At 41.6% G+C, this 20,286-nt stretch carries 22 protein-coding genes, 1 pseudogene and 2 other annotated features; of the genes and pseudogenes, 3 read left to right on the forward strand and 20 right to left on the reverse strand.

Annotation, left to right across the window (positions count from 1 at the left end):
• Positions 1–116: 116 nt before the first annotated feature.
• From trpA to PBF_RS10285, 8 genes are all read right to left on the reverse strand, one after another.
• Positions 117–902, reverse strand: a complete 786-nt coding sequence (trpA, locus tag PBF_RS10250) for a tryptophan synthase subunit alpha (RefSeq protein WP_035329618.1) — start codon at positions 900–902, stop codon at positions 117–119.
• Complete coding sequence (gene trpB, locus PBF_RS10255; protein ID WP_035329619.1) at positions 902–2,104, reverse strand: tryptophan synthase subunit beta; 1,203 nt, start codon at positions 2,102–2,104, stop codon at positions 902–904. Before trpB ends, trpA begins: the two co-directional genes overlap by 1 nt.
• Entirely contained in the window at positions 2,101–2,724 is a 624-nt protein-coding gene (locus PBF_RS10260) for a phosphoribosylanthranilate isomerase (protein WP_035329620.1), read from the reverse strand. Before PBF_RS10260 ends, trpB begins: the two co-directional genes overlap by 4 nt.
• Complete coding sequence (gene trpC, locus PBF_RS10265) at positions 2,721–3,509, reverse strand: indole-3-glycerol phosphate synthase TrpC (RefSeq protein WP_035329621.1); 789 nt, start codon at positions 3,507–3,509, stop codon at positions 2,721–2,723. The genes PBF_RS10260 and trpC overlap by 4 nt, the downstream gene beginning before the upstream one ends.
• Entirely contained in the window at positions 3,510–4,535 is a 1,026-nt protein-coding gene (trpD, locus tag PBF_RS10270; protein ID WP_035329622.1) for an anthranilate phosphoribosyltransferase, read from the reverse strand.
• Positions 4,507–5,118: an anthranilate synthase component II gene (locus PBF_RS10275; protein WP_035329623.1), complete on the reverse strand. Its 612-nt coding sequence runs from the start codon at positions 5,116–5,118 to the stop codon at positions 4,507–4,509. The genes trpD and PBF_RS10275 overlap by 29 nt, the downstream gene beginning before the upstream one ends.
• Positions 5,115–6,509, reverse strand: a complete 1,395-nt coding sequence (trpE, locus tag PBF_RS10280; protein WP_035329624.1) for an anthranilate synthase component I — start codon at positions 6,507–6,509, stop codon at positions 5,115–5,117. The genes PBF_RS10275 and trpE overlap by 4 nt, the downstream gene beginning before the upstream one ends.
• Positions 6,510–6,575: 66 nt before the next feature.
• Positions 6,576–6,819 (reverse strand) — a binding site (T-box leader).
• Between the two features lie 40 nt (positions 6,820–6,859).
• Positions 6,860–7,111, reverse strand: a binding site (T-box leader).
• Between the two features lie 52 nt (positions 7,112–7,163).
• Positions 7,164–7,805 carry an MOSC domain-containing protein gene (locus tag PBF_RS10285; protein ID WP_035329625.1) on the reverse strand — a complete coding sequence of 214 codons (642 nt, stop codon included), beginning with the start codon at positions 7,803–7,805 and terminating at the stop codon, positions 7,164–7,166.
• Between the two features lie 179 nt (positions 7,806–7,984).
• Between PBF_RS10285 and PBF_RS10290 the strand changes: the two genes are divergently transcribed.
• Positions 7,985–9,244, forward strand: coding sequence for an MFS transporter (locus PBF_RS10290; protein ID WP_035329626.1), 1,260 nt, complete (start codon positions 7,985–7,987; stop codon positions 9,242–9,244).
• Between the two features lie 37 nt (positions 9,245–9,281).
• Here PBF_RS10290 and PBF_RS10295 read toward each other — a convergent pair whose 3' ends face one another.
• From PBF_RS10295 to PBF_RS10330, 11 genes and pseudogenes are all read right to left on the reverse strand, one after another.
• Positions 9,282–10,043, reverse strand: a complete 762-nt coding sequence (locus tag PBF_RS10295) for an alpha/beta fold hydrolase (protein WP_035329627.1) — start codon at positions 10,041–10,043, stop codon at positions 9,282–9,284.
• Between the two features lie 111 nt (positions 10,044–10,154).
• Positions 10,155–10,280 (reverse strand): hypothetical protein, encoded by a 126-nt coding sequence (locus PBF_RS27010; protein ID WP_268745104.1) that lies wholly within the window; start codon positions 10,278–10,280, stop codon positions 10,155–10,157.
• A gap of 282 nt (positions 10,281–10,562) precedes the next feature.
• Entirely contained in the window at positions 10,563–10,652 is a 90-nt protein-coding gene (locus tag PBF_RS27190) for a putative holin-like toxin (protein WP_219993454.1), read from the reverse strand.
• A gap of 126 nt (positions 10,653–10,778) precedes the next feature.
• The gene (locus PBF_RS10300) at positions 10,779–11,033 is read right to left on the reverse strand and encodes a hypothetical protein (protein WP_035329628.1); all 255 of its coding nucleotides are present in this window, start codon (positions 11,031–11,033) and stop codon (positions 10,779–10,781) included.
• A gap of 91 nt (positions 11,034–11,124) precedes the next feature.
• Complete coding sequence (locus tag PBF_RS10305) at positions 11,125–11,943, reverse strand: DUF2935 domain-containing protein (protein ID WP_035329629.1); 819 nt, start codon at positions 11,941–11,943, stop codon at positions 11,125–11,127.
• 106 nt (positions 11,944–12,049) lie between these two features.
• A complete protein-coding gene (locus PBF_RS10310) occupies positions 12,050–12,916 on the reverse strand; it encodes a GNAT family N-acetyltransferase (protein WP_035329630.1) in 867 nt (288 codons plus the stop codon).
• Between the two features lie 250 nt (positions 12,917–13,166).
• The gene (locus PBF_RS27195) at positions 13,167–14,159 is read right to left on the reverse strand and encodes a PTS fructose transporter subunit IIC (RefSeq protein ID WP_430515282.1); all 993 of its coding nucleotides are present in this window, start codon (positions 14,157–14,159) and stop codon (positions 13,167–13,169) included.
• Between the two features lie 114 nt (positions 14,160–14,273).
• Positions 14,274–15,038, reverse strand: a pseudogene (locus PBF_RS27200) (fructose PTS transporter subunit IIA); the annotation flags it as partial.
• Between the two features lies 1 nt (position 15,039).
• The gene (pfkB, locus tag PBF_RS10320) at positions 15,040–15,969 is read right to left on the reverse strand and encodes a 1-phosphofructokinase (RefSeq protein ID WP_035329632.1); all 930 of its coding nucleotides are present in this window, start codon (positions 15,967–15,969) and stop codon (positions 15,040–15,042) included.
• Entirely contained in the window at positions 15,966–16,718 is a 753-nt protein-coding gene (locus PBF_RS10325; RefSeq protein WP_035329633.1) for a DeoR/GlpR family DNA-binding transcription regulator, read from the reverse strand. Before PBF_RS10325 ends, pfkB begins: the two co-directional genes overlap by 4 nt.
• Positions 16,719–17,123: 405 nt before the next feature.
• Positions 17,124–17,396, reverse strand: coding sequence for a DUF2188 domain-containing protein (locus PBF_RS10330; RefSeq protein ID WP_035329634.1), 273 nt, complete (start codon positions 17,394–17,396; stop codon positions 17,124–17,126).
• Between the two features lie 185 nt (positions 17,397–17,581).
• Here PBF_RS10330 and PBF_RS10335 point away from each other — a divergent pair, with 185 nt between their 5' ends.
• Both PBF_RS10335 and bioB read left to right on the forward strand, forming a co-directional pair.
• Positions 17,582–18,178 carry a biotin transporter BioY gene (locus PBF_RS10335; RefSeq protein WP_035329635.1) on the forward strand — a complete coding sequence of 199 codons (597 nt, stop codon included), beginning with the start codon at positions 17,582–17,584 and terminating at the stop codon, positions 18,176–18,178.
• Positions 18,179–18,202: 24 nt separating this feature from the next.
• The gene (bioB, locus tag PBF_RS10340) at positions 18,203–19,195 is read left to right on the forward strand and encodes a biotin synthase BioB (protein ID WP_035329636.1); all 993 of its coding nucleotides are present in this window, start codon (positions 18,203–18,205) and stop codon (positions 19,193–19,195) included.
• A gap of 49 nt (positions 19,196–19,244) precedes the next feature.
• Here the strand turns inward: bioB and PBF_RS10345 are convergent, their stop codons facing one another.
• On the reverse strand, positions 19,245–20,282 hold the full coding sequence (locus tag PBF_RS10345) for a ribonucleotide-diphosphate reductase subunit beta (protein WP_035329637.1): 1,038 nt from the start codon (positions 20,280–20,282) through the stop codon (positions 19,245–19,247).
• Positions 20,283–20,286 lie beyond the last annotated feature (4 nt).

Raw genomic sequence — 20,286 nt, forward strand, 5'->3', positions numbered from 1 at the left:
CGGATTACTTGTAATTATAAAGTATTCATCTTGCATGTCAACCTTTACAGCAAATATTTTTAAAAATGGGCATAATCAAATAAAAAGCCTCCTCCATTAAGGAGAAAGCTGTTGTTTCACAGTTTAATTTCTTCTATTTTGGATGAAGCGATCAGCTCTTCGACTTTTGCTAACTCACCGCTTTGTAAAAGCTCTATGATCCTGCTTCCAACAATTACCCCGTCACAATGCTGATTCATTTCTTTGACATGCTCAGGCTCTGAAATTCCGAAGCCTGCCAATACCGGAATAGGACTTACCTCTTTAACTCTTTCCAAATGCTTTCCGAGTTCACCTTTGAACCCTTTTCTTGCACCTGTGATACCATTAACAGTTACAGCATATAAAAAGCCTTTCCCTTTGGCTGCAATCTCCTGTATCCTCTCTAAGGGACTGGTCAGTGTCACAAGCCGGATGATCTCGATTCCCGCTTTCTCAGCAATCGGTGCAATAATTTCCTCTTCCTCTGCAGGAAGATCAGGCAATATTAGGCCGTCCACCCCAGATCCTGAAGCATCAGAAATAAAGTTGCCAATGCCATATGCCATGATCGGATTCATATATGTCATAAAAATAAGGGGAATATGAACAATAGGCCGGATTTCCGCAATTGCAGCTAATACGCCCCTAAGTGTTGTTCCAGCTTCTAATGCCCGAATTCCTGCCTGCTGGATTACCGGCCCATCTGCCACTGGATCCGAAAACGGTATCCCAATTTCAATGGCCGTTGCTCCCGCTTTTTCGAGGAATGTAATCTTCTCAGCCAGCGTCTCCAAGCCTCCATCGCCAGCCATAATATATGGCACAAACGCTTTTTCATTGTTTTGCTTTAGGTTCTGAAAAACTTTTTCAATCCGGTTCATTATCCTTTCCCTCCTAATCTTGCTCTCACAGTTTCTACATCTTTGTCCCCTCTGCCGGATAGACAAATAACAAGGCCTTCGTCTTTTTTCATTTGCGGTGCAAGCTTCAATGCATAGGCCACCGCATGGGAGCTTTCTAAAGCAGGAATAATGCCTTCCAGCTTGCATATTAGCTGTAACGCCTCGAGCGCCTCTTCGTCTGTGATTGATTCATACTCGGCTCTTCCGCTGTCTTTCAAATAGCTGTGCTCGGGGCCTACTCCAGGGTAATCCAGGCCTGCTGAGATGGAATGGGCTTCCTGAATCTGTCCGTGTTCATCCTGCAGTAAATACATTAATGCCCCATGCAGAACTCCGGGCGTTCCTTTTGTTAAAGAGGCAGCATGTTTTTCAGTATCTGTTCCCAATCCTGCTGCTTCTACCCCAATCATACGGACCGTTTCATCTTTAATGAAAGGATAGAACATGCCCATTGAATTGCTGCCGCCGCCGATGCAGGCTACAACTGCATCAGGGAGTTTTCCTTCTTTTTCAAGATATTGCTCCTTTGTCTCATTTCCGATAACACTTTGGAAATCCCGGACAATCATTGGAAAAGGATGCGGCCCCATGACTGAACCCAGAATATAATGGGTATCCTCGACATTTGTCACCCAGTAGCGGAGGGCTTCGTTGACTGCATCTTTCAGTGTGGCACTTCCTGATTGCACACCTACAACCTTCGCTCCCAGCAGTTCCATTCTAAAGACATTAAGCTGCTGTCTTCTGATATCCTCTTCCCCCATAAAAATAATACATTCAAGATTTAATAGTGCACATGCAGTTGCTGTTGCGACTCCATGCTGCCCTGCACCCGTCTCAGCTACGATTTTTCTTTTGCCCATTCGCTGTGCCAATAGAGCCTGGCCGAGTGAGTTGTTGATTTTATGGGCTCCTGTATGGTTCAAATCTTCCCTTTTAAGATAGATTTTCGCACCGCCGGCATATTTTGTAAGGTTTTCTGCAAAATACAGAGGAGTTTCCCTCCCGACATAGTCTTTCAGCAAATCTTGAAGTTCCTTTTGAAAACTTTCATCCGCCTGCGCTTTCTTATATTCCTCCTCCAATTCGAGAATGGCCTGCATTAGTGTCTCAGGCACGTACCTGCCTCCATATGTCCCAAAATGGCCCCGTTCATCAGGCAAAGCATAAGCTGCATTCATTTTACTTCCTCCCTCTCCATACGTTTAGCGTTGTCTATGAATCTTTTTATTTTCTCCAGATCTTTCTTACCCTCCGTCTCAACCCCGCTGCTTACATCAACCATATAAGGATTGGCAGCTTTAATTCCTTCCCCCACATTTTCAGGATTGAGCCCTCCTGCTAAGATGATTTTTTTATCATGCATTGAATTTTTGTTTAGAATCGACCAATCAAACGATACCCCGTTGCCCCCCCGATATTTTCCTTTTGGACTATCAAGAAGAACGTATTCACATGCATATTCATCCAGTTTAGATAGATCATCAGGTGAGCCAATGCTCAGAGCTTTTATAACAGGTAAAGAGAATGAGCTGCAAAATTCCGGCGTTTCATCTCCATGAAGCTGAATGACATTGATCCCTGAATCACTTGCTATTTTCTCAATGGTCTCTTTCGTTTCATTTACAAACACTCCGACTTTTAAAACTTCTCTAGGAAGCTCTCTGATTATCTCCCCTGCTGCTTCAGGATTGATTTTTCTCTTGCTTTCAGCAAAAACAAATCCCAGGGCATCCGCACCGGATTCAAGGGCAGAAAGTGCCGTGCTGATATCTCTAATTCCGCAAATCTTCACCTTCATTTTCTGCCAGCCCCCTGCAAAGGAAGCTTCATGGCCTTCAAAAGCCCTTCCAGATTCTCTGCTTTCATAAAAGCTTCTCCGACAAGAATGGCGTCTGCTCCTGCTGCAATGACACGCCGCACATCGTCTTCCGACTTTATTCCGCTCTCGCTGATCAGAAATTTTCCCGCTTTCTTTATTAGCGGTGCAAGTTTTTCAGTTACACTCAGGTCTACTTCAAACGTTTTTAAATTCCTGTTGTTGACTCCGATCAGCTGTGCCCCGGTGTTTAGAGCGATTCCCAGCTCGTCTTCATTATGAACCTCCATTAATACCTCAAGGCCTTCACTTTCAGCAAAATCGAAAAGCTCTTGAAGCCGTTCTGCATCCATGGCAGCAGCAATAAGCAAAATAAGGTTTGCCCCTGATGCTTTTGCTTTTAAAATCTGCACCTCGTCTACAATGAAGTCTTTGCAGAGGATCGGCAGGTCCACTGTCTCTCTGACAGCTGACAGATCAGCGAAGCCGCCTTTAAAAAACCTATTGTCTGTTAAAACAGAAATCGCATCCGCACCATACTTTTTATAAAATAATGCCTGGTCTTTCGGATTTTGTCCGATATTTATATCACCTTTTGAAGGTGAAGCTCTTTTGAATTCGGCAATCACAGCCAGTTCGCTGCCTGACGCCAGCTTATTAATAAATGATCGTTTACTTGCGGTTTCTGGAGCATCGATAATTTCCTGCTTCAGCACCTCGACTTCTTTTCTTTTTTCAGCCAGTATTTTATCTAGAATTGTTCCCACTTATATCACCTCTTTATGGACACTTTTACTTGCTTCAATTAACCTATACAGTTTTGCTAATGCAGCACCTGAATCAATGCTTTCTCTGGCTAAATTTATCCCATCTTGAATTGTTTCGGCCTTGCCTCCTGTAAAGATGCCAATGCCGGCATTAAGAAGGACCGTATCTCTTCTTGCTCCCTTCTCCCCCTTAAGGACACTCAGGAGTATTTCAGCATTTTCCCTGGAATCTCCCCCTCTGATCGCCTCATTGCTGCAGACGGATAGGCCAACTTCCTCGGGGTGGAGTACCTTTTTCGTTACCTTGCCGTCAGCAAGGATAGCCAGGTGGTTTTCCCCCTGCAAAGATGCCTCATCCATAAAGCCTGCACCATTTAATACAACAGCCCGTTTTCTTCCAAGGGTATTTAACACTTCTGCAAACATTTCAATATAATCTCTGCGATAGATCCCGAGAAGCTGATGATCAAGCTCAACCGGATTGGTTAATGGCCCTATCAGATTGAAAGTTGTCGGTATCCTCAAATCCTTGCGCACTTTCATGATTCTTTTAATATTCGGATGAACATGAGGGGCGAATAGAAAGGCTATCCCGATTTCCTCCAGTATTTCCTCCGTGCGCTCAGGCTGGTGATTTAGATTTATTCCCAAATGCTCCAGTACATCGGCACTGCCTGTTTTGCTGGATACACTTCTGTTGCCATGCTTGGCAACTGGAATTCCTGCTCCTGCAATCACAAAAGCCGAAGTGGAACTGATATTAAAGCTGCTGGAACCATCTCCTCCTGTACCGCAATTATCCAAAACATTAGGAATCTTCTTACTAAATGAAAGCGATTTATCCCTCATTGCTTTTACGATGCCTGCAATTTCTTCAACTGTTTCCCCTTTCGTTTTAAGACTCACCATAAATGCCGCAATCTCACTGTCCGTCACATCATGGGCAAATAAATTGTCCATTGCTTCCTTCATTTCTGCCTCTGTCAATGACTCCCGATCAGATAACCTCTGCAGTATTGTTTTCACTCTTTTCTTCCCTCCCGATTGTTTGTAAAAAGTTTTCCAAAATCTTTTTTCCAAGGTCTGTTCCTACTGACTCCGGATGGAACTGCAAGCCGTATAATGGATAGTCTTCATGCTTGATTGCCATTATTTCATTGTCATCCATTGAACGGGCCAAAACCTTAAAGCTGCCAGGCAGCGTTCCTGACTGAATTATTAAAGAATGATAACGCATGATGCTTATTGGCTGCGGCATGTATTGAAACAGCTGTGATCCGTTGTGCTTCAGATTAGACACCTTGCCATGCATAATTTTTTTGGCTTTTTCAATCTTTGCCCCAAAGGCAAAGCCGATTGCCTGATGGCCAAGGCAAATGCCCAGGATCGGAAGCTTCCTGTAAAATTGCTGAATAACTTTAACAATGACTCCCGCATGTTCCGGCCTTCCCGGTCCAGGGGAAAGGACAATGGCATCGGGACCCAATTTTTCAATTTCTTCGACTGTGATCTGATCATTTCTTACAACTTTAATTTCTTGTCCCAGTTCACCTAAATACTGATAAAGGTTAAATGTGAATGAATCATAATTATCAATCAGCAGAATCATTTTTTGTCCTCCAAAAATGCTTTTAATTTATGAAGTGTTTCTTCGTACTCATTTTCAGGGATGGAATCATGCACGATGCCTGCCCCAGCTTGTATATAGGCGAATCCATCTTTTATCACCATTGTCCTGATAGCCAGTGCGAAATCCATATTGCCGTTCCCGGAAAAATAACCGACTGCCCCTGAGTAAATTCCTCTTTTCACGGTTTCAAGTTCATTGATGATTTCCATTGCTCTAATTTTGGGTGCACCTGAAACCGTTCCGGCAGGCAGACACGCTATTAAGGCATCAATCGCTGTGTGTGGATTTTTCAGTCTCCCGCCAACTTCGGATACAAGGTGCATGACATGCTTATATCTCTCAATTACCATGTTTTTTTCTATAGTGACCGATCCAAATTCGCAGACACGGCCGAGATCATTTCTGCCCAGATCGAGCAGCATCCTGTGTTCGGCAAGCTCCTTTTCATCTTCTATCAGGTCCCTTTCAAGCTGTAAGTCTTCGTCTTCTGTCTTGCCTCTTGGCCTTGTTCCAGCAATTGGGTTTGTGATTACTTTGTTTCCTGCTGTTTTTATAAGGCTTTCAGGCGATGCCCCTGCAACTGCATACTCTGCAAAATCAAGATAGTACATATATGGGGAAGGATTTTGCACTCGTAACTTCCGGTAAAATGCGAAAGGATCTCCAGTCAATTCTGCTTTTAACCGCTGAGAAAGCACCACCTGAAAGATGTCTCCCTCCTCAATATAGGACTTAGCTCTGTTTACCTTTTCAATGAAGTCTTCTTTAGATATGGAAGCTTTGAATGCTGACAATGAAGCTTCTTCCAGTTCATAAGCCACTGTCCCCTTCAGTATTTCGTCCTTTCTCTGCTTTAATCTTTCACGAAGCTCAGTTTCATCGGTTTCTTCCAGTAAAGGTATGGCAACGAGATACACCTTTTGCTCCAAATGATCAAATACAGCCACTTCCTCAAAAAACATAAGGTGGACATCCGGAACATTCAGCTCATCATGAGGAATTATTCCAATATCTTCGTATTGTCTGATGACATCATAGCCTGCATAGCCAACAGCTCCTCCACAAAATGGGAACTGTTCAAAAGGGTGATGTTTCTGCTCCGGCATCAGCCTTCTTACTGCATCAAGCGGCTTTTCAGCAAAAACTTCTGTTTTTCCCCTGGCAGTAACAGCTGTCCGGTTTCCTTCTCCTTTTAATTCCATCACGGGATCTGCGCCAATAAAGGAATACCTTCCCGATTTTTCATGCTTTAGCGAGCTTTCTAACAGAAATTTTTTTCTTCCGCTCATTCTCTGATAGATTGAAATTGGTGTTAATGTGTCACCCTCCAGTTCTTCGATTATATAAGTCCCATCTAATGTTGGTTTCAATATATCTCTCCTCCAGTTCTTTTAGGAAAATAAAAAAAGTCCCCTATACCCACAGTAGTTGCAGGTATAGAGGACGTGTATTATGAACGTGGTGCCACCTCTTTTTAGAGCAAAATGCTGCTCCCTTTTTCAGGTACGGAAATAAGTCGATACCCTATCCTTTTAACGGCGGAAACCCGTGCTTCCCTACTATCGTTCAGGAAGCCTCTCGCAAGTCCATTCGAATGACGGTCCGTACCGGGCTTTCACCTGTCCCCGGCTCTCTTGAACGGATTTCAATCAATCTACTCCTCTTGCTTAGCGATTTAAAGTATTAAAGCTGTATGAAAATAAAAAAGGGCCTCCCGTCTAAAAAGGACGAGAAACCCGTGGTGCCACCTTTGTTAGCTGAAACATCAGCTCACTTAACAGATATCAAAACGAAAAACGTTTGAATATCTGTCCCTTGTAACGATGAGACCGTTCGCCAAAGCCTACTGCTTAAAAAAGGTTCGGTTTGGAGGCTCGAAAGTCCATTCACTGCTGCTTCCACACTGATTTGCACCAACCATCAGCTCTCTTTAGCTTCAACCGCAGTTACTACTCTTTGTCATTGCCGATCGATATATTGCTTATTATACTATTCTGATTAATAAAAAATGTCAAGGGTATTTTTCATTTTTTTATAATAATTGCTTTTTCCAGCTTTTCTCTCCAGACATCTGCAAGGGCTTCAATCTTCAGCAGTTCTTCTATTGCTTTAAGGTTTTTGCGGTCATGGAACATGATATAATTTCCTTGCAGAACCGATACTTTTTCCTGCTTTCTTTCTACAAGCTTAAGCATGCTGTCTGCTGTAACAGTTCCTTCTTTCAGCACTCTGAAAAAATAGCCTGTGAAGCATGTTTCCACGATTCTTCCTAAAAGCCGATCTTCTCTGTTATGCTTTGATATTGTGGAGCATGGGATACGCCCCTGAGTTATTTGGATGACAGATTCACCCAGTGAAAAGGTATCACCTATAAAAACATCCTTTTCCAGCATATTTCCCGCACAAATATTTTCACCAAAAGACGGCGGGGAGAATGTCTTTTTAAATTCTTTCTCCCACATCCCGTAATGTTCGTAAGGATATAGGCACACTGCACGGTCTGGACCGCCATGAAAATCAGTATTTGCCATGCCATCCCCCAGAAAACCTTCCTTCGTTAGAAACGCACTGTTAATTCTTTCTTTGCCAATTCCCGAAATTTCCTCATTGTTTTTCCATCTGTGCTTTTTTGGCTTTCCTATGCTTAAGGCAATAATCCCCCTCACATGATTCCCTCCCCGTGTTCGTTTTTCTTTATAGTGTAACGGTTTCTTTTTAGGAAATCGAAACAAATTTTTCCAGAATTTGAATTTTCCCATAAAAAGACAAAGCTTTTTCTAGTAAGTTTTTCTCCATTTAGCTCATATTAAGACTAGTTTGATTAACGAAAAGGAAGGTCAGAAATATGGAGCACATTGAAAATTTACAATCTGTAAATTCCAAAGCTAAAAAGAAGTCAGGTGATGATGTTCATAACCAGAAATGGGCTATTCTTTCACTTTCTTCAATTCCTCTCGTTATGACACTTGGGAATTCCATGCTGATTCCTGTTCTGCCGGCGATGGAAAATAAACTAAATATTTCTGCATTCCAATCCAGCATGATTATTACCGTATACAGTATTGTAGCCATTATTTTGATTCCAATCGCAGGCTTTTTATCCGATCATATCGGCCGTAAAAAAGTCATAATACCAAGTCTTCTTATTGCAGGAATTGGCGGGCTGATTTCTGGTTGGGCGGCATGGAAAATGGCGGATGCTTATTGGATCATATTGGCCGGGAGGGCTTTGCAGGGTGTTGGGGCAGCCGGTGCGGCACCAATTGTTATGCCTTTAGTCGGGGATATGTTTAAAAATGATGATGATGTCAGCAGCTCACTTGGCCTTATCGAAACTTCCAATACTTTTGGAAAAGTTTTATCACCTATACTTGGAGCTTTTCTGGCAGGGTTCATATGGTTTTTACCGTTTTTTTCTTTTCCAGTTTTTTGTACCATTTCAATTCTGCTGGTTTTCTTCCTTGTTAAAACGCCAAATAAAAGAGAAGAACCGCTTCCGCTAAAGAAATTTTGGAGCAATATCAAGGAAACCTTTAAAAACAATGGAAAATGGCTTTATGCTATTTTCCTGATAGGTGCCATTCTCATGTTTGTGCTTTTTGGGATCCTTTTTTATTTGTCTGATGTGCTTGAAAAGACATACGATATAAAAGATGTGAAAAAAGGGCTTCTCCTCGCTGTCCCGCTTGGGGCACTTTGCCTTTCATCCTACCTGACAGGCAAAAAAATAAAAGAAAATAAAATACTGATGAAGTGGATCATATTTTTAGGATCTGTACTTGTGGCAGCTGCCACTGCAATCTTAAGCTTTTCAAACAATATGTGGTTTATGATCAGCATGTTCCTGTTTGCCGGAATTGGCATAGGCGTTGCTTTGCCTTCATTGGATGCACTGATTACAGAAGGAATTGCAAAAGAAGAACGTGGCACCATTACTTCTTTATACAGTTCAATGAGATTTATAGGCGTTGCCGGCGGCCCTCCTGCCATTGCAATTCTTATGAAGCATTCTGATAAAGGGCTTTTTTATTTATTAAGCGGAATAACCATTCTCGCTGCCCTTGCAGCCATTATAGCAATCAAACCAGACGCAAATGAGGGCTAAAAAAATTCCGTATCGCTCAATGACGATACGGAATTTTTTATTTAAAATGCTGATGTACAAAACCAGTTACAACCTGGTTGAAAATCTGCCACTTTTTGGTTGGCGCCTGGTGGGAAACACCTTTGATTATTGCCGCCTGAAAGCTGACATATCTCCTATAGCTCCTGATATGCTGATTAACAAAATCTCTTGAGCCATATATAAGGAGAAGGGGGACACTTAAGGTCCTCAGACGATCGGTACAGGAATAGTGAAGTGATCTATCATAAAATTGAAACCACATGGTGTGATTTGCCTTTTTCATGTGCTCCAGAATCTCGTCTCTGACTTTTTTATCATTTGTATGGCTCGATGCTATTACATACCGCAGGAAAGCTGGAAAGTGCTTCACAAAGTACATTCCCAAGATATGCTCATACCTGAAGGTTTCTGATAACACCTCTGGAAATCCGCCTGAAAGAATGACACCAAGTGTCCTTTCCGGATAAGAGAGGGCAAACTCCTGAGCAATTATACCGCCTGATGAATAACCCAGAATTACAGCTTTTTCAATATCCAATTGGTCTAATACAGCTTTTACCTCTTCTGCATATCCTTGTATAGTTACTGGTTTTTCCGGGCCAGCGGTATCTCCATTCCCGCTTAGATCAGGAAAAATAACCTGAAAATGCTCTGCCAGCAGACCTTGATAATAAAATACCTTTCTCCCCATGGCAGGCGGATGAATAAAGATGATCGGCACTCCATTGCCCTTCGTTTCATAAAAAATCTTTGTATCCTCAAAAGTCAATGCCGGCAAAATGAATCGTCCTTTCCATACAAAACATTCTAGGCACTCCTGCTCCCTGCCCCATAAAAAAATGGGACAATTGTAGTTTGCCCCATCTCTGTTAATTCTTTTTTTCCAACATCAGTCAGGTTTTGTCTTTTTTGCTTTTTTGCTTTCTGGACCAAGCTCTTTTGAGAACTCCATATCATTAATGCTTTTCTTTGTACTTTGCAATCCTGATTTAGTCTTAATATTACGCTTTGTCATGTCTGTTCCTCCTTTTATCGAAATGCCATTTTAGTATTGCACACAAGACTAAGAATCATGATAGGATTTTTATGCGAGATCTGCATATACTATAAGTGATCATGGGATATGCTTATTTCCGTGACTTTCTGAGACGTATATGATATCCTTGAATTAATAAATATGAATAAAAAACGACCGCAGGTGTTGCCGCACCCACGGTCATTCGCAATAGTCGTTCCCTTAGGGGATCGGCCTGTCAAAGACGTAGACCTCTCCCTCAATTGTCAGATCAAGGGAGGTCTATTTTTTATGGTTAAAAGTCATGACAGCAATGATCAGACTGGAAAAAGAAATCATCATCATGATCGATTCGAAAACTGTCAAAGGCATCACCCCCTTTCAAATACGGGGCTAGCCGACCACCCTTGAGAAACTCCCATTGCTTCTTTATTATAACACAATCTTGTCCATTTAGTCGAACGCGTGTTCTGTTTTGAGTAAATTGATTCTTCTTTCCTATTTTTTCAAATCTTTTTTATTTGCAGATTTCCTTTGAAGATATCCACGAAGAAAACCCATCTCCTGATTAAGCAAATACTCCATTTCCTCCAGCTGCTGCTCAGCAATTACGTGAGGATTCCCTTTCCATTCCGCACTGTGGATAAAATAATAATTTTTAATCCTTTTAAAAATGATGATTGCTTCAGGAAAACAGTCAAAAAACCCCTTTACCTGATTTCTCCTCATATAACTCCATTTTGTCAGTTTCATGATATCAGCCTTTTTATATTCCTTTACCCGGAATACTTGGATTCATGTTCTGAATGCAAAAAAACTGCCGAAAATGGCAGCTGCTTTGAAGTTATTCTTTAAGCCTTGGCTTGCCCGGATCACATTTCGGCTTTTCAGACTGAGTGGACTCGGCAAGCTTTGAGAGGTAATAGCATTCTTCACGGTACATGTGATCAGCCATTAAAGCTGCAAATGTCCCCAATGCCTCCTTGCTTAATTCAAGCTCCTCAATTTCATTGAGAAAGTTCATAAACAGTGACATTTCCAGCGTAACATCGCTGTTAAACTTTTGCAGGGCGGGGAATGATTCGACATTAGTCCGAAGGAAGCCGGACATTTCTACGGCCTTTAAATAAAATGCTTCAAAATCCTTTGTATAGCCATCACTGATTTTCTTAATTTTCTTCTCAACACGATCCATATTGTCCGATATGGCACCTGCATGGCCAGCTGCATCCAGAAGCCAGATTAAATGGTGATGGAGCTCATGAAATACAGGCGGGGCTTCCCCCTTTTTTAAATATTGAAGGACAAGCATATATTCCTCAAGCTCATTGACCATATGGTTAATGAAAACCGGACCAAGATGAATGGATATTTTCCCTATTAAATGACGTTCAATCAGGTTCAATTTAAATTCCCGCAGCTTTTTAGCTTCCTGTTCCGCCCTCCGGCTCAATTGCTCCAGATTATCCACTTCAACCCTTCCTAATAGCTGATCAAAGGTTTGTATAAAGTAATTTGCCCGTTCAATGCTGTCTTTTTCCTTTGGTGATAGCGAATCATGTATAAAGCGTGCATGATCGCCCAAAATCTGCAGCCAAAACCCGTGTTCAAATTTTGCAGCACTTTCAAATCCAGCAGCCAAGTGTATCTCCCCTTTCAACATACTCATAAAAACATATCAAAAACCAGCTGAAATTATGCCTAAGCATTGACCTTAATTATCGCAACTTAGTTTTTGAGTGAAAGGGGGAAATTGGAAGGCAGGTATACTATAGCGGCTTTTCCATCATTACCTGGCCAATCTTTTTTTCGAATCCCAATTTAAGTAAAGCTTTTGAGGCTGGATTGGAAACAGCTATATTAACTGCAGTGAAATCAATGGAATCATCCCCATCCAGGAACAGATGGCCAAGAATGCTTTCCGTCATTTTTTCATAGTTATTTTCATTATTGAACTTTAGCTGATAGATGATGATGCGCTCTGTTCGTCCTCCCGCTTCCAGTATTCTTTTGTATAAAATGTATCCCTCCTCATTCCCATCTTCACTTAATAGCACAGCAGCTTCCCCATGTTTGGCGCTTTGCCACTGACATTGCCAGGCTGCTTTGCTGTCATAAATGCTAAGTGACTGCAGCTGTTCAGGATATAACCTTTTTATGGAAAAATGGTTTTCCTTTAAAAAGCCTGGTTCTATATGTGTAAGCTTCTTGTTTAAATAAAGCAAATGATCGGTAATCACATAGCCTGCTTTTTTGTACAGTTTAATCGCTCTCTCATTTTCTTCAATTGCTTCAAGAACAGCGGTGTGGGCTTTTTCTGCTCTATAGATGTTAAACACCTCTTCAATCATTGCTGCAGAAAGACCTTTACCCCTGAATTCAGGTGCGATTCCAGTGCCTCCGTTCCAGGCTATTTTTCTGCCGTTATTCTCCCGGAACCCATTCATTATGATGCCGCAGGGCTCACTGTTCATAAAAACAACAATCGATTTTTCAGGCGAAAGACCCTCAGATATCATTCGATTTACAAATGCCGGAAGATCCATCTTAATGGGAACTATATAGCCTTCAAAGCCTTTGTTCCAGGCAGTCAGCGCCTCCTCCAGAGTGCACTGGGAAAGTCTTTTTATTTTCATAACCGCTCTCCTTTATGTTTTTAATGGTGGTTAGTTATTTATGTTTGTTCCCTCTTTTAATTACAATAATAATAGCCATGTTTTTACACCCCCGCCTTAAATAGACTGATTAGTTTATTTATTATCAAAAAAATATAGACTAATGAGTTTATTTTAATTAAAGCATTTATTTTCAGTTTTTTCAATCTATTTTAAAAGGATTTTTCAATAAGAAAAGCCGGTACATCGAGTACCGGCTTTGATTCATTCATTATTTATTTATAGGCTTTTTCAGGAATCCGATAAGGACAGAAGACAAAAGAGCACCTGCTATTATTCCTGCAAGGTAAATTCCCCATGGTCCATCGACTAGAGGGACGACAAAGACTCCCCCATGCGGTGCCCTTAATCCGATTCCAGCCATCATTGAGATAGCACCTGCCACGGCTGATCCTGCCATGATGGAAGGGATGACACGCAATGGATCTGCTGCTGCGAATGGGATTGCGCCTTCTGTAATGAACGAAAATCCCATAATGTAGTTTGCTTTTCCTGCATCCTGTTCTTGTTTAGTAAATCTATTCTTAAATAAAGTCGTGGCAAGCGCGATCGCAAGAGGAGGAACCATACCTGCCGCCATGATAGCTGCCATTGGTTCATAAACTCCATTTGCAAGCAGCCCTGTACCAAATACGTATGCCGATTTATTAACCGGGCCGCCCATATCAAATGCCATCATCAGCCCAAGCACTACTCCAAGCATGACAGCATTTCCAGTACCAAGACCTGAAAGCCACTCGGTGATAGCAGTATTTAATGCGCCAACTGGTTTGTTGACAACATAAAGCATCAGTAATCCCGTGATAGCAATTCCAAAGAGCGGATAGAGCAAAATCGTTTTAATTCCTTCAAGTGATGAAGGCAGGCCAGCAAAGACCTTTTTCAAACCAACTACTACATATCCTGCAAGGAAGCCGGCAATGATGCCGCCAAGGAATCCTGCGCCTCCAGATGCTGCCATCATTCCCCCGACTGCACCTGCAGCAAAGCCGGGACGGTCCGCAATACTCATGGCAATGAATGCTGCAAGGATTGGAACGATTAATCCAAATGCATTCCCCCCGCCAATGGTCATTAGTGCTTCAGCGATAGGATGGTATGAAGGATCATTAGGATCTGCTGCTTTATATCCGAACATAAAGGAAATGGCAATCAGAATTCCGCCGCCCACAACAAATGGAAGCATATTGGATACGCCATTCATTAAATGCTTATAAATTCCGGCTTTTTGTTCTTTTTGATTTCCAGCGGATCTGCTGCTGTCCGCACTTCCGCCCTTGTATACAGGAGCATCCTGCTTTAGTGCTTTCTCAATAAGCTCCTGAGGTTTCCGGATGCCATCAGCAACTGCTGTTTCAAGGACATGCTTCCCGTTGAATCGCTCCATTTCAACCTTGGTATCTGCTGCAACAATAACTGCTGCTGCATTTGCGATTTCCTCTGGTGTGAGAACGTTTTTAGCACCGCTTGAGCCATTTGTTTCAACTTTAATATCAACATCCATTTCAGCTGCCTTGGCTTTTAGTGAATCAGCTGCCATATAAGTATGGGCAATTCCTGTTGGGCAAGCTGTTACAGCCACAATAAATCGTTTGCTGTCTGCTATATTTTGGACTTCCTCTTCTTCTGTCTCGTCATAGCTGTCAATAATTTCAATAACTTCGTCCGCAGAAGCTGCATTCTGAAGTTTTTTTCGTGCTTCCTCGTTCATTAATATCGATGAAAGTCTGGATAGGGCTGCCAGATGTGTATTGTTTGCTCCTTCCGGGGCTGCAATCATAAAGAATAGATGTGCCGGCTGACCGTCAAGTGATTCATAATCCACTCCTGCTTCTGATTTGCCGAATGCAATAGCAGGCTCCTTTACCGCACCAGTTTTTGCATGAGGAATGGCAATTCCATCACCTATGCCTGTTGTGCTTTGTTCTTCCCTTTTTAAAATTGCAGTCTTGAAGGCTGCCCGGTCTAGAAGCTTACCAGCTGTATCAAGCTTGTCTACCAACCCATTTATGGCATCCATTTTGCCTGTTCCGCTCAATGAAAGCAGAATCGTATCTCTTGTCAGTAATTCTGTTATTCTCATCCTAAATCTCCCCTTTTAGGCTGACCTTTTCAATCGAAACCTGAGAAAGCAATTCCTCCGCTTTTTCCTTGGTGCAAAGACCTAGCGAAAAAGCTGTAGCACTTCCGGAAGCAACACTGTATTGAAAAGCCTTTTCTATATTTTTGTGTTTTTCAAAAGCTGCAAGAAAACCGGCTACCATGGAATCTCCCGCACCAACTGAACTTTTTACTTTTCCTTTTGGAACGCTTGAAATATATGCAGCATCAGCAGATATCAAGACTGCCCCCTTGTCTGCTAATGAAACAATTACATTTTGGGCGCCCATTTCAACAAGTTTCTGTCCAAATGGAATGACTTCTTCAGCGGAAGTGAATTCTCTGCTGAATATTTCACCCAATTCATGGTGATTGGGCTTTATTAAAAACGGTTTGTAAGGAAGGACCTTTTTCAATAATTCTCCCTCTGCATCCACCACAAAAGCCGCTCCATTTTCTGAACAGATCTTTACCAGCTCTTCATAAGTTGTTTCCGGCAAGGTTGATGGAATACTGCCTGCGAGGACAAGCAAATCTTCTTCTGATAGGATGCGGATCTTATTTTTAAGATCCTCTAAATTCCTTCCTGAAATGCCCGGCCCTTTGGCATTGACTTCTGTTTCCGTCTCTGTCTTGATCTTTACATTGATTCTTGTGTCACCAGCAACTTGCACAAAGTCAGTTTGAATATTCTCCTTGTTCAAGGAATCAACAATATAATCTCCTGTAAAACCGCCTGCAAAGCCAAGGGCTTTGCTTTCAACATCCATTCTTTTCAGCACTCTCGAAACATTGATCCCTTTTCCTCCAGGGAACTTTGTATCATGCTTCATGCGGTTAAGACCGCCAACTATCATTTCATCCAATTCTACGATGTAGTCCACTGACGGATTTAGCGTCAATGTGTGTATCATGCTGTCACGACCTTTATTGTAGTTTTGCTGCTATAAGACTCTCTCTGATCCTCATTCAGCTCATTTGTAATAATTGCTGCTGTGTGCAGCTCAGCAATCTTCGCAAACGCGATTTCTGAAAACTTCGTATCATCGGCAAGCACGAATGCCTCCCTTGAAAGCGAAATGGCCATTTGCTTAATCATAGCCTCATCCTGATCCGGTGTGGTGAAGCCGAATTGAGGATGGATGCCGTTAACCCCCATAAAGCATTTATCAAATCGATAATTTTCCAGGCTGGCCAATGCCCCCCTTCCGATGATCGCTTTTGTCTGTTCCTTGGCAAATCCGCCGATTAAAAATGTTTTTATATTCCGTTCCAGCAATGCTTGAATATGCATTAATCCATTCGTCACAACCACAATTTCTTTTGCAGGTAAAAAGGGAATCATTTCAGTTACTGTCGAGCCTGCATCCAAATAGATGGAATCCCCCTCTTCAACAAGGTTTGCTGCGTAGTGGGCAATTTGGCGCTTTTGCTGAAGGTTTTTGGATGATTTTTCAGACATGCTGGGCTCCTGAAGCTTTCCCTTAAGCCTGGCTGCACCCCCATGAATTCTTTTTAGGTACTTTCCTTCCTCAAGCTGGGTAAGGTCCCTTCTGATTGTTGATTCCGATGTTTCTGTCAAGTCAACGAGATCCTGAATTTTCACTACACCTTTTTCTTTTAAAAGCTGCAGTATCAATTTATGGCGCTCTGGTGTTAACAAAACATCACCTCCCTGGGTGTGTTGTTCTTCTTGACTACATCATACTGAAAACGATTGCAAAAATCAATCATTTTCACTCAAAATAAATCAAAATCACTCAAATATTGATCGTTTTTGATTGTTTATAATATATTTATTCTTTAACTTAGAATATTTTAAATATATTAAAATAATAGTTTGCTCTCTATGATTTATTATGCTAGAATCTAAAATAACAATATATAGTTTCTTCTAACAAAACACGCTACTATATATTGTTTTAATTTAAGAATTTACTCGTTCCAAGGTCTCTTTTTTAAACCGCTTTCTTATAGGAAGCGGAATTTTTTTGTTTTAGGAAAAAAATCTCATTTGCTCCATTCAAAAAAAAGAGCACTACTCTATGGTAATGCCCTTCCTCAAAGATTATTTATCTTCATAATTTAACAGATCTTCAATTTTTCCATCCTCATTATGCAGTATGGCCATTGTGCCTGCTTCTTCAGCCATGCGCTTCGCTTCCTCAACTGCATCTGACTGTGAACCTGCAGTGTACTCAGGCTCTTCCTCACCTTCTTTTTTGACTGCCCATCCTTCTTCATCGTGCGGTACTACATGGAATCTCGCATCATCTGTTCCTGCCCGGTCCTTAAAATATTGTTTCTGTTCTTCACTTTGAATGTTTTTATTATTTGCCATGTTTATACCTCCTTAAATTGTGTGGACATCATCTATTTGATGAGCAGTATCACTTTACCCTTAATCCCCGGATAGAAACTTTATTCAAAAAAACAAATGTAAACCATTTTTTATATTTAGTTGACATAAGGTATCTTCTGCTATTATTCTAAATTGTATAAATATAAATCTATCAGGAGGCTTTTATGAAGACAGGTTTGAGGACAATTGATCTAACATTGGCTGGTATGTTTGTTGCACTGATGGCGGTTGGGGCAAACATCACTTCATTTGTGCCATTTTTGGTTATCGGAGGAGTGCCCATAACTTTACAGACCTTTTTTGCCATTTTGGCAGGAGCTATATTAGGGAGCCGATTGGGGGCTATTACAATGGCTGTCTATGCTTTCGCCGGGCTTGCGGGCGCCCCGGTCTTTTCAAAATTCGGCGGCGGTTTTGCTTCATTACTAAACCCGACTTTCGGTTTTATCCTTTCGTTTATTCTAACTGCATATGTCACAGGGAAAATTATTGAAAAGAAAAAATCAGTTCCGGTGTATGTTACTGCTGCTCTAACCGGAATGGCGATCAATTATGTATTCGGGACAAATTGGATGTACCTGGCTTATAAACTCTGGTTTACAGCACCTGAAGGTTTTACCTATCAAATGGCATGGCTGTGGATGGCGGTCCCTCTTCCAAAGGACATTATTCTCTCTGTTTTTGCCGGGTTAATGGCATATCGACTGGAGCATAGAATATTTGCCCGCAGTCAATTCAGAAAAATAAACCGTGCAGCATAATCCATTTTACTAAGGAGGATACTTATGAATTTTCAAAAGCTGGCTTTTGACGTATTGGAAGGACATGAATTGACAGACTCGGAGGCAATGTCCATATTAAATTGCCCTGATGACAAGCTTCTGGATTTATTGCACAGTGCCTATAAAATCCGCCATCATCATTACGGGAATAGAGTTAAATTGAACATGATTATCAATACAAAATCCGGATTATGCCCTGAGAACTGCGGCTATTGTTCACAATCCAGCATCTCAACTGCACCTATTGAAAAATACCGGATGATGGATAAGGACTCTATCATACAGGGAGCTAAACAGGCGCATCAGCTTAATGTTGGAACCTATTGCATCGTTGCAAGCGGAAGAGGCCCGAGCAATAGGGAGCTAAATCAAGTAGTTTCAGCGGTTAAAGAAATAAAGGATAACTATAATATGAAGGTCTGTGCCTGTCTCGGGCTCCTAAAACCTGAACAGGCTGAGCAGCTCAAGGAAGCTGGAGTGGACCGCTACAATCACAATATTAACACCTCAGAAAATCATCATGAGAGCATTACTACATCCCATACATATCGTGACAGAGTCAATACTGTCCAATTAATAAAGGAGGCAGGCATCTCACCATGCTCAGGTGTAATAATAGGCATGAAGGAAACAAAAGCAGATGTCATAGCGATGGCCCGAAGCTTAAAAGTCCTTGATGCCGACTCAATTCCGGTTAATTTTCTTCATGCCATTGATGGGACGCCATTAGAAGGGACCGATGAGCTGAATCCCCGCTATTGCCTGAAAGTGCTTTGTCTCATGCGTTTTATCAATCCATCAAAGGAAATCAGAATATCAGGGGGCAGAGAAGTGAATCTCAGGAGCCTTCAGCCGCTTGGATTATATCCGGCCAATTCCATTTTCGTAGGAGATTACTTAACCACCGCCGGTCAGGAAAGCACCGCAGACCACCAAATGCTGAAGGATCTGGGTTTTGAAATTGATTATGCAGCCGGGGAGCCAGTATTATCCTGATAAAAAAAAGATTCTGCGCCAAAGCAGAATCTTTTTTAATATATCTTGTCTATAATTCGTCAAAGCCATTATCTATTTGAACTTTTGTATATTGCCTCGATTTTTGTTCAAAGAAATCAGACTTCCCATGGTCAACCTCCTCATAAGCGACTATCCAGCGGAGAGGATTAGTCCTATAGCCTTCAAATGGCCGTTCATATCCCAGCTGATTACAGCGGACGTTGGCATAAAATTTGATATAGGCTTCAACATCAGACAGCAGGATCCCTTCTGTTTTACTGCCGATCACCTCGCGGGCCCATTCAATTTCCAGTTCAGCCGCTCTTTTAAAAGTCTCCCGAACAAATTCACTTAAATCATTCGTATTAAGCTCCGGATTTTCCTTAAGAATTTCTTTGAAAATTTTAACAAACAAATCTACATGGATTTGTTCATCCCGGTTGATGTAATTAATCATTGTTGAAGTGGCAACCATTTTCTGATTTCTTGCCAGGTGATAAAAGAATGCAAAACCTGAATAAAAGAAAAGCCCCTCCAGAACGACATCAAATACAATCGATTTCAGCAGGTTCTCCGCGCCTGGATTCTCTGCAAAATCTTTATATCCGTTCACAACAAATTCATTTCTTTCAGCTAATATAGGTTCTGTACGCCAGAATTCAAAAACCTCATCCTGTTTTTGTTTGGGAACAAGGCTTGATAGAACATATGAATAGGAATGATTATGAATCACCTCCTGCTGTGCAAGTATGATCATGAGTGCTGACAGACTAGAGTCGGTAATATAATCGGCAACTTTTCCGGCATAATCCGTCTGGATGCTGTCGAGCAATGCAAGCAGCCCAATAATTTTCAAAAATGCCTCTTGTTCACTTTTCGTTAACTCCGGAAATTGCTTAATATCCTGTGACATGTTTATTTCAAAAGGCGTCCAAAAGTTAGCGAGCATTTTTTTATACTTTGGATAGGCCCAGGAGAAGCGGACATCATCCCAATTAAGAATATTGGAGCACTCACCGTTGATGATTGAAGTTGATTTATTAGGTGCCGATTGATTAATAATTGGCCGTTTTTTAAGAGTATTCATAAGG

Origin of the sequence: Cytobacillus firmus DS1 (assembly GCF_000565285.1) — a bacterium.
Lineage (GTDB): Bacteria > Bacillota > Bacilli > Bacillales > Cytobacillaceae > Cytobacillus > Cytobacillus firmus_A.